The following is a 9,601-nucleotide window of genomic DNA, read 5'->3' as shown; positions in this document are numbered from 1 at the left end:
GTCGGTGAAACCATCTGTTATGCTTTCATGCAAGCCGTCGGCATGGTGGATGACCATATCGTTGGATGTCCTAAAAAGCAGAATAAGTAACGTTTGGCGATTAAGCTAATGTTGTTAGTTCTGGCTATCATGAATACGTTCCAAAGCTTCGATTCGACGCCATTGAGTGGTATCGAAGCTTTGTTTTCTTAAAGCAATGATTTCTGCCTGTTTTTCGTCTTGCCCTAGAAAATCTCTATTCAGAATATTTTGACGCTGCTTTAAGTAAGTGGCGAGTTGAGTCTCAAATGATGCTCTTTGCTCATCAAGTTTTTGCAGCCTCTGCGCTCCGGCATCTCCTACCAGAGCAACACGGGCGATGTACTTGTCTTGTGAATCAAGCTGAGAAGCTTGCTCGAGCTGCTTTGCTAATGCGTTATTGCGTTCACTTTCTCGTATGTAATCCGGTTGTTCTGATAACGCTTGATTGAGAAGGTGTTCTTGACTCTCGATATCCGATGCCTGTGTTTTAATCGTCAGCTTTTCTAAAGCAAGTTGGCGAAGTCGGTTTTCTTCGTCAAACAATTGGGTTATCTGCGCCTCGCTAAAGTATTGAAGCTGTAAGTTCAGTATTGCTTCATTCAGCATGGTTAACTGTTCAAGCGTTAGGTGATTGTGCTCAAAAGGCTCTAATGCAGAGAGTGCTTGCTTGTAGGAAAGGTAGGTTTGAAAAAGTTTGGCATCAATATTCAGAGTTTGCTTTGCTAAAGTGTCATCATTGACTTCCGCTTTGATCGTATCGAGATCTTCTTCGCCCAGCCGGCTAAGAGAATATTCGAAGAAATCTTTTGGGGAAGAGACATCGGCGGCTATATCTTGCTGAGATGGCGAATGGTTAGAGGTTATCTCTTGTTGTTTGTCGCTTTGCAACAGAGAAAGCGCTCCCACGCCAAATATCGAGAGCAGGATAAAAGTGGTGAGAGCGACTTTCTTCATTGTGATGACCTCTTATAAACCTTGAAGTTTGAGACGATTTGCATGTTGGCGATAAAGCGTGACTGGATCGGTTTCAAAAAGATGATGAATACCGAGTAGACCGTTAATTTCATCCAAATGGTTCATTTGATAATCATCACGTATGACTTTGCCTAAATGTGTGCTGCACGCACCAACTAAGCCATCATTCGGCCCATCAAAGGCTAAGCCAAGTACCATCATGGCAGCGTCAGTCGGATCGAAAACGTTTGTAAAAGTGGATGATCCGGTCCATGAGTAGTAATAAACGCCATTTGAAGCTAGCAAGTCGCCATTACCACATTCACTGGTAGGGACTCCCTCTGGGTAGTGCTGGTTAAACGCCAATGATCCTTCCGTGGTCAAGGCTGCTAATGAGGCTAAAGGGTCTTGGTCGAGATCAGAACCACCTGATAGAAGATTAATAAGAGTGGTTAAACCTTGCGCCAGTTTTACCGCGAGCTGCTCACTCCCCGAACCCTCAGATACGGTGCCACGAACTAAATCGGCTACTTTAGACCCTTTATTAACGCCTCCTATACTCGTAACTGATGCGACTAGGTCAGGACGGACAGAGGCAACATAGCGCGTTGTTGGACCACCATGACTGTGACCAATGAGATTGACTTTCTCTGCGCCTGTAGCTGCAAGTAAGGTTTCTACTTGAGCAAGCAGTTGCTCCCCTCGAACTTCGCTGCTATTGGTCGCGGATACCTGTGCAACATAAACTTTAGCACCATCTTTTGTTAAGGAATGTGGTATTCCGAAAAAGTAATCAACGCCTGCCAGGGTATCAAAACCAAACAAACCGTGAACCAAGACAATCGGATACTTGGTTTGGGTATAACCTGTCGCAGCGTATACGGAGGTTATTGGGACGGTAACTAAGGTAAAAAGCATTAGCGCTATAAATTTGAGTTTCAAAACTATCTCCTTGTGGTATGACCTCTTATGAATGATAAAAAGTAGGAGAGAAACTCTAAATTTGAAAAGCCTATTTATGGCACATTATTTCATTCTGTGACTGCTCAATTGAAAAACAACACAAATGATTAACATTAATTAATGGTTCGGGCGAATGTTAGTTAATTCTAATTAAGTCAGAGGGTTATAAAAACGCCCCGCAATGCAGGGCGATTCAATCATTGTTATAGGGAGGCTTCTTTTTCAAGCATTAAGGCATTATAACGCGCAAAACCAGCCTCTAAATCAGCGATCAAGTCATTTACGTCTTCTAAGCCAATATGAATACGAACCAAAGTACCTTCAAAGTGTGGGTGAGCTACGGTTCTCAGGCTGTTAAAGCTCTTAGGTTCGTTAGCTAGAATGAGGCTTTCATAACCGCCCCAAGAGTAACCCATACTGAAGTGTTTCATACCATCAAGCAGAGCCGTCGTCGCTTTTGGATAAGACGTTTTGAGAACAAATGAAAACAAGCCGTTTCCACCTGTGAAGTCTCGTTTGAAAAACTCATGGCCAGGGCTTGTTTCTAAAGCTGGATGGCGGACATGATCAACTTCTGGGCGAGAAGCGAGCCACTGAGCGACTTTTAAACTGCTTTCTGCGTGCTGTCTTAGGCGAACATCCAACGTGCGAATACCTCGAAGACCTAGGTATGCGTCGTCAGGAGAAACGCACTGACCCATCAGGTAGCTTTGTTCACGAAGCTGATCCCAATACTTTTCAGAAGCCACAGCAGTACCTAGCATGACATCTGAATGTCCAACAATATACTTAGTTGCCGCTTGAATGGAAATGTCTACGCCATGCTCGAAAGGAGAGAAGTTCACGCCTGCTCCCCATGTGTTGTCAAGCATCACGATGATATCTTGCTCGTGGGCAATGCGCGCTAATGTAGGTACATCTTGGACTTCCATGGTTATTGAACCAGGAGACTCCAAGAAAAGGACTTTGGTATTCGGCTGAATCAAGTCTCGGATACCTTCACCGATCATTGGGTCATAATAGGTGGTTTCGATGCCCATTTTCTTCATTATGGTGTTACAAAAGTCACGAGTTGGTTCGTAACAAGTGTCCACCATTAGAATGTGATCGCCAGTTTCAACGAAAGAGAGGATGGCGTTTGAAATTGCTGCCGTTCCACAAGGGTAAAGCGCGCAACCAGCTCCACCTTCAATCTCAACCATTGCGTCTTGGAAAGCAAAGTGCGTGTTGGTGCCTCGGCGACCATAAAACAACGTTTTGTTTGCACGATTAATGGTGGCTTGGTTCTTTTCTGCAACGGTATTGAATACCACAGTTGAAGCGCGTTGAACGGGTGGGTTTACAACACCATTTGTCCACTTTTTATCGCGGCCAGCGGTAATGAGTTTGGTTTTTTTTCCCTCTGACATAAAAGTTCCCTGTCTTAAATATTGCGGTTTTGAATATTTAAAACATGGACGACGTAGGTTATGCAAGGGAAAAGTCGACTATAAGCCAATAACAGCCAAGATGAACAGGTAATGATGTCGAGAGGTATCGTGTAGATAGGGAGCTAAAAGAACAAACCTCCAGCAGGGTGCATGTAGCGCTGGAGGTTTTTTAGTCGGTGTATTTGAGGTATTAGAGGAGTGGGTTGAAGAGATAGAACACTCGCTCTAAGAACCGAGAAAATAGGCTCCTTTTCTCCCACTCTTCCAATACAACAGTGTGAGATTGCTTAATATAGCTATCTTGTAACCAAGACATTTGCTTGGTGAACTCTTCGTCATCAACGGCGAGGGTCACTTCGAAGTTCAGCCACAAGCTGCGCATATCCATGTTTACGGTGCCAACTAAACAGAATTGGTCGTCAATTACGACAGATTTTGTATGCAGCAAACCACCATAAAACTCATAAATCTTGACCCCTGCACTCAAGAGCTCACTATAAAAAGCGCGTGACGCCCATTGCACCATCATAGAGTCATTTTTATGGGGAATAATGAGTTCAACGTCAATGCCTCGTTGTGCTGTCATCTTTAACGTTTCGAGTAAATCAGCATTGGGCACGAAATATGGTGTTGTGATTCGTACCGAGCGATTGGCTTGGTTTATTGCCAATGTTAATACTTGATAGATCAGATATTCCGGCATACCTGGGCCAGAAGGCACAACCTGAATAGGGTGTTGGAATTCACTCTCATCGATTTTACATTCAGGTAGTCTCGGTAAATGGCGTTCGCCAGTTTCGACTTCCCAATCCCAACAGTGGATGGCACTCAATACGTTTACCGTTGGTCCCGTAATGCGAACCATGATGTCCACCCAATGCCCAACGCCACTATTTTGCTTGAAGTAAGCCGGGTCAACCAAGTTCATTGAACCGGTATAAGCAATTTCATCATCAATTACGATGATCTTGCGATGCTGGCGAAGATCAAGACGACGTAAGAAAATACGCCACATCTTCACTTCTAACGCTTGAATAACTTCAATTCCAGCATCCTGCATCATTCGATACCAAGGACTTCTGAAAAAACGCGGGCTACCTGCTGAATCGAGCAATAGTTTGACATCTACGCCGCGTTTAGCCGCTTGGATAAGTGCAGAAGCGACAGAGTCAGCCAAACCACCTGGATGCCAAATGTAGAATACCATTCGAATACTGCTCTGCGCGTTTTCGATGTCTTCAATAATGGAATGCAAAATCTCATTAGGTGACTGTTGCAGCGACAATGTATTACCGCTCAATGCGGGAAGACCAAGGCGGTTGTTACAAAGTTCATCAATTCGGTAGATGTGCCTTCCCATCGTTTCTGGGTTGTGCGCGTTACAGTCGTTAAGTTGACTGAACCACTTCTCGAATGGTGTAAACATCTCTTTCGCACGTTCGGCTCGTTTTCTGCCTAAGTTCAGTTCACCGAAGAGGAAATAACATGCGACACCCAGAACGGGAAGGATATAAATGATCATTAGCCAAGCTAAAGACACGCTCACTGCACGGCGCTTTAAAACGACACGAATGGTCACACCTGCGACCAGTAACCAATATAGCCCGATGCCAGCTAAAGTAAGAAAGTGATAAAACTTGTCCATATACGCTCAGAGTAATATGCCCTTCTAGGATATTAAGCATAAAAGTGGGTTGGGGGAATAGATTTCCCATTTAGACGTGGGATTGACCTTATATGAGGAACAAATTTCATAACAGCTGATTCTGTTATTTTAATGTGAAAAATAAGGTCATTCTTTAACTTTTGAATAAAAAAGCAGCATTTAACCTGCGTAACTCGACACTTGTGCGATAAATGTACTTTTTTGGGGTTCCAATTTTAAAGGGGAGCTGCTTTACTTTCTAGACATAGTGCGTCGAACGCTTATTTTATAAGTGTACAATAATTTTTACATAAACTTTTTAGACGCCTATCTCTATGCATACACAACAAACTAATTTTGGAGAAAAAGCGTGGCTACAACTAATACAGCAGCACCACGTGATACGTGGGGGTCTAAACTAGGCTTCGTAATGGCAGCAGCGGGTTCCGCTGTCGGTTTAGGCAATATATGGAAATTCCCTTACACAGCAGGTGAGAGTGGCGGCGGTGCATTCGTTGCTATCTATCTTATCTTTGTAATTTTTATCGGCTTTAGCGTGATGCTGACAGAGTTCGCTATTGGTCGTAAGACAGGTCTTTCTGCCGTAGGTGCATTCAAAACAACTGACCGACGCTGGACGTTCACTGGCGTTATGGGAGTCTTCAGTGGTCTTTTGATCATGGGCTTCTACCCTGTGGTTGGTGGTTGGGCATTGGCCTACATCTTTAAAGTGGGTGGTGGTCTACTCAGCGCGCCAGAAGCAATTGGCGACAGCTTTGGCGGTTTCATCTCAGATCCGATTCAACCTTTAATGTGGATGGGTGTTTACCTGTTCCTTAACGTCATGATTGTGATGAAAGGGATCTCGGGTGGTATTGAGAAAGCTGGTAAGGTTCTGATGCCGCTTCTGTTCTTAATCCTAATCGTTGTTTCTGTTAAAGGCTTGATGCTGCCAGGTGCAATGGCTGGCCTTGAGTTCTTATTCATGCCGGACTTTTCTAAAGTCGACAGCAACGTAGTTCTTGCTGCACTAGGGCAGGCGTTCTTCTCACTTAGCTTAGGTATGGGTTGTATGATGACGTACGGTTCTTACCTGAAGAAGAAAGAGAACCTAGTTCAAACAACCGGTATGGTTACTGCGATGGATACAGGTGTCGCGATTCTTGCTGGTGTTGCTATGTTCCCAGCAATGTTTGCCTTTGGCATGGAGCCTGCAGCAGGCCCTGGTCTTGTATTCGTTGTCGTTCCTCAGCTATTTGCTGAAATGGGCGGTGTGATTGGGTTGCTATTCGCGTTGCTATTTTTCATCGGTTTGACGGTGGCGGCATTAACTTCTTCAGTATCACTATTGGAAGTTGTCGTGTCTTACCTAATTGACGAGAAAGGCATGAAGCGCTCTAACGCAGTTCTGTCTGCAAGTGCAGTTATGGCGGCATTATGTATTTTTGCGTCACTATCGTTAGGTGGAATGGGACCAACGCTGTTTGGTACCGGTGCCTTTGATATCTTCGACTTACTAACGGACAAAATCTTCTTAGCGGTTGGTGGTATGTTGGTTTGTATCTTTGCAGGATGGCGCCTAAGCCGTGCTGAGTTAGAAAAAGAGATCACTAATGACGGCGAAGTATCCTTCCCGCTATTTGGATTGTGGTACAACCTAGTTAAATACCTGATTCCTGTTGCGATTGCTATTGTTGCCTTCATGGGGATTAAGTCTGGCTTTGATAGTGGCAAAGGTGAAATCATGCTGCTGGGTATCGCAATCATTGGTCTTGCTGGCATTTTCTCGAAGAAGCTTTAGCAAAGACCTTGGGGGCAAGCCTCGATAGCTTTGTCCGGTAACTTATGTATACTGCTGGCTCCAAACGTGGAGCCAGTTTTTTATGTTCGATATTCTACATACCCATCCCGATTTTCTGATCATCAATAAGCATCCTAACGTCTCTGTTCATAAAGACGATGGCGACACAATGCTGCTGCAAGAAGTGGCTAAGCAGAGTGGTGATGAGCAGCTTTATCTTATCCATCGCTTGGATAAAATGACATCGGGTATTCTGCTCCTCGGACGCAACGCCAAAGCGGCCAGTGCGTTATCGCAAGCCTTCGCTGACCGCCAAGTAGAAAAGTTCTACCTAGCGATTGGCTCTAAAAAGCCGAAAAAGAAACAAGGTTTGGTCGTTGGTGATATGGAGCGTTCGCGCCGTTCATCATGGAAGCTGGTCAACAGCAAAAATAACCCAGCCGTCACCCAGTTTTTCTCTCTTGCGGCAGAGCCCGGAGAGCGCCTATTTTTATGTAAGCCACACACTGGTAAAACGCATCAAATCCGCGTGGCATTAAAATCGGTTGGCTCAGGTATTGTTGGCGACCCGATTTACAATGCAGGCAATGAGGCTGATCGCGGTTACCTGCATGCACTTTCACTTTGCTTCCAATACCGAGATGAGCAATATCGCTTTGTTTGCGACCCACGAGAATACCAAGTGCTGGGTAACAAATGGCACAGTGAAATCGTCTCTCAGGGTTTGGATACTTGGCTTTCCCCTTGGGAACTGAACTGGCCTACGATCAAATAACCGTCACAAAGAAAACTAATAAGAGAACTCGATGCAAGCATCACAACTTCCGCTGTTTTTTCAGCATCTAGAAACCGAGCTCGCGCAAGCTCCGAACGAAATTCGTCGACTGTTTCATGGTCGTGGCCGTCGTTTTGAGGGCTTAGAGCAAATCACCTGTGATTGGTTACAAGGTCAGTTGATCATCAACTTGTTTAAAGAAGTCGATGACGTGTTTCTCGCTGAGCTGAAAAGCGGCCTCAATGCGTTGGCACTATCACCACTGTGGGCAGACAAGCAAGGTCGTACTATGGTTCTTCAGCACCGTTATGCCGATGGTGCGCCTTCAGAAGTGCTTGTCGGTGAATTAGACGCTCGCCCTGTCGTTGAAGAAAGCGGCTTGAAATACCAATTGGATATTGGCCGCAACCAAAACTTCGGTCTGTTTTTGGACATGCGCTACGGTCGTGATTGGATACGCGAAAATGCGAAGCATAAAAACGTGCTTAACTTGTTTGCTTACACGTGTGGCTTTTCTGTCGCTGCCATTGCGGGGGGCGCAGATAAAGTGGTTAACGTCGATATGGCGAAAGCATCGCTGTCTAAAGGTCGTGAGAACCACAAGCTAAATGGTCATAACATCAACCAGGTAAGCTTTATGGGGCACGATATCTTTAAATCGTGGGGTAAGATTAAAAAATCTGGTCAGTATGATTTGATCATTATCGATCCGCCTTCATTCCAGAAAGGCAGCTTTGCGCTTACGAAAGACTACAAAAAGATTCTACGTCGATTGCCGGATTTGTTGGCAGACGGCGGTCAAGTGATGGCATGTGTGAACTCGCCATCTGTGACAAGCGACTTCTTGATTGAAAGCATGAAAGACGAAGCGCCAGAGTTGACATACCGTGAGCGTCTGGATAACCCACCAGAGTTTATGGACGTAGACAGCGAAGCAGCATTGAAAGTGTTGCTGTTTAGCGAGAAGCAATGACGACGAAACGAAAGTTGTACCTATCTATAATACCAGCCGTTTGAGTACGGCTGGCATTTCCACGATACCCCGTTAATCTGAATAGCGAGACGCGAGTGTGATTCAGAGTCTATTATCAGAGTGAGTTATTCCTAACACGCTGATATTAGATTCCTGATCTCGCCTAGGCTCGTCGGAATGACGGGAAACAATAAAAGATCGATACCAGCAGCATTAACCGATCTGCACTTCAAGATCCGCTTCGATGGTTGATGAGCAGGCGAGCACATAGCCTTGTTCAATTTCTTCTGGTGTCAATGTTTCTAGGCTGGTGGAAGAGACGTTGCCTTTACGAACCTTGCATTTACACGAGCCACAAATCCCGCTTCGACAAGCGACGATTAATGGTAAACCTGCGCCTTCGAGCACATCGGCCAGTACCTGACCTTTTTGCGCATCGATGCTTTGAGCAAAATCAGGAACAGAAACGTTAACCGTCTCATCGGAGACCGATGATTCTGCGCCAGTCGCTGGCGTAAAACTCTCTTGGTAGAAGTTCATCATGTCAAAACCAAGGTCATTCAAATAGCCGTGAACATCTTGCATAAACTGGCTTGGACCACACAGGTAAACGGTGCGTTGCTTGAAATCAGGAACAAGCTCTTTAAGCCAGTCGGCATTCAAACGACCTTGTGGGTGCGATGTTCCTTCTCGGTTTTTCAGCAACAGCTTTAAATGGAAGTTGGGATACACAGCGTCGAACGTTTCTAGCTGGTCGTAGTAAATCGTCTCTTCTGGGCTGCGTGCGATATGAAGAAATGCGATGTCCACATCGTTGTCGTTTTCATCTTGATTACTCAGCCAGTGTTTTGCCATCGAAAATACGGGCGTGACGCCGCAACCTGCACTGATAAGCAAGGCTTTTGTTTCGCCATCACGTAACACGGGTGGATGGTCGATGCAGTTAAATTCGCCTGCTGGTGGTAATGCTTGAACGGTATCACCTAGCAGCAGCGAGTCAACGATGTAGTTCGATACTTTACCGCCAGATACTCGTTTG

The 9,601-nt window shown here is 45.2% G+C and carries 9 protein-coding genes; 4 read left to right on the top strand and 5 right to left on the bottom strand.

The genetic code is table 11. The features are described from left to right. On the top strand, positions 1-90 hold a 90-nt coding region (locus IQR33_RS21000; RefSeq protein ID WP_193844021.1), incomplete at its 5' end, for a DNA-3-methyladenine glycosylase I. Positions 91-114: 24 nt separating this feature from the next. Here IQR33_RS21000 and IQR33_RS20995 read toward each other — a convergent pair. The 4 genes from IQR33_RS20995 to cls all read right to left on the bottom strand — a co-directional run bounded on the left by IQR33_RS20995 (position 115) and on the right by cls (position 5,013). Next, a complete protein-coding gene (locus IQR33_RS20995; protein WP_193844020.1) occupies positions 115-975 on the bottom strand; it encodes a lipase secretion chaperone in 861 nt (286 codons plus the stop codon). Positions 976-987: 12 nt separating this feature from the next. Next, the gene (locus tag IQR33_RS20990; RefSeq protein WP_005378107.1) at positions 988-1,893 is read right to left on the bottom strand and encodes an esterase/lipase family protein; all 906 of its coding nucleotides are present in this window, start codon (positions 1,891-1,893) and stop codon (positions 988-990) included. A 248-nt stretch (positions 1,894-2,141) separates the two neighbouring features. After that, the gene (locus IQR33_RS20985) at positions 2,142-3,347 is read right to left on the bottom strand and encodes a cystathionine beta-lyase (RefSeq protein ID WP_042522027.1); all 1,206 of its coding nucleotides are present in this window, start codon (positions 3,345-3,347) and stop codon (positions 2,142-2,144) included. A 211-nt stretch (positions 3,348-3,558) separates the two neighbouring features. Further along, positions 3,559-5,013 (bottom strand): cardiolipin synthase, encoded by a 1,455-nt coding sequence (cls, locus tag IQR33_RS20980; protein ID WP_005378105.1) that lies wholly within the window; start codon positions 5,011-5,013, stop codon positions 3,559-3,561. A gap of 430 nt (positions 5,014-5,443) precedes the next feature. Here cls and IQR33_RS20975 point away from each other — a divergent pair, with 430 nt between their 5' ends. The 3 genes from IQR33_RS20975 (at position 5,444) to IQR33_RS20965 (ending at position 8,562) form a co-directional block, all read left to right on the top strand. Further along, complete coding sequence (locus IQR33_RS20975; protein WP_042522154.1) at positions 5,444-6,814, top strand: sodium-dependent transporter; 1,371 nt, start codon at positions 5,444-5,446, stop codon at positions 6,812-6,814. An 82-nt stretch (positions 6,815-6,896) separates the two neighbouring features. Continuing rightward, positions 6,897-7,589 (top strand): TIGR01621 family pseudouridine synthase, encoded by a 693-nt coding sequence (locus tag IQR33_RS20970; protein WP_025551686.1) that lies wholly within the window; start codon positions 6,897-6,899, stop codon positions 7,587-7,589. A gap of 31 nt (positions 7,590-7,620) precedes the next feature. After that, positions 7,621-8,562 carry a class I SAM-dependent methyltransferase gene (locus IQR33_RS20965; protein ID WP_042522024.1) on the top strand — a complete coding sequence of 314 codons (942 nt, stop codon included), beginning with the start codon at positions 7,621-7,623 and terminating at the stop codon, positions 8,560-8,562. A 213-nt stretch (positions 8,563-8,775) separates the two neighbouring features. Here IQR33_RS20965 and IQR33_RS20960 read toward each other — a convergent pair. Continuing rightward, the coding region (locus IQR33_RS20960; RefSeq protein WP_193844019.1) for a flavin reductase family protein at positions 8,776-9,601 on the bottom strand (826 nt) is incomplete at its 5' end.

It is taken from the genome of Vibrio sp. OPT46, assembly GCF_015163535.1.
Taxonomy (GTDB): domain Bacteria; phylum Pseudomonadota; class Gammaproteobacteria; order Enterobacterales; family Vibrionaceae; genus Vibrio; species Vibrio alginolyticus.
This window is presented reverse-complemented; position numbering and strand designations above follow the sequence as displayed.

What these genes read in the sequence shown, in the direction of transcription:
- IQR33_RS20965 (WP_042522024.1), top strand. Translation starts at nt 7,621, where the DNA reads ATGCAAGCATCACAACTTCCGCTGTTTTTTCAGCATCTAGAAACCGAG.
- IQR33_RS20970 (WP_025551686.1), top strand. Translation starts at nt 6,897, where the DNA reads ATGTTCGATATTCTACATACCCATCCCGATTTTCTGATCATCAATAAG.
- cls (WP_005378105.1), bottom strand. Translation starts at nt 5,013, where the DNA reads ATGGACAAGTTTTATCACTTTCTTACTTTAGCTGGCATCGGGCTATAT.
- IQR33_RS20985 (WP_042522027.1), bottom strand. Translation starts at nt 3,347, where the DNA reads ATGTCAGAGGGAAAAAAAACCAAACTCATTACCGCTGGCCGCGATAAA.
- IQR33_RS20975 (WP_042522154.1), top strand. Translation starts at nt 5,444, where the DNA reads ATGGCAGCAGCGGGTTCCGCTGTCGGTTTAGGCAATATATGGAAATTC.
- IQR33_RS20995 (WP_193844020.1), bottom strand. Translation starts at nt 975, where the DNA reads ATGAAGAAAGTCGCTCTCACCACTTTTATCCTGCTCTCGATATTTGGC.
- IQR33_RS20990 (WP_005378107.1), bottom strand. Translation starts at nt 1,893, where the DNA reads ATGCTTTTTACCTTAGTTACCGTCCCAATAACCTCCGTATACGCTGCG.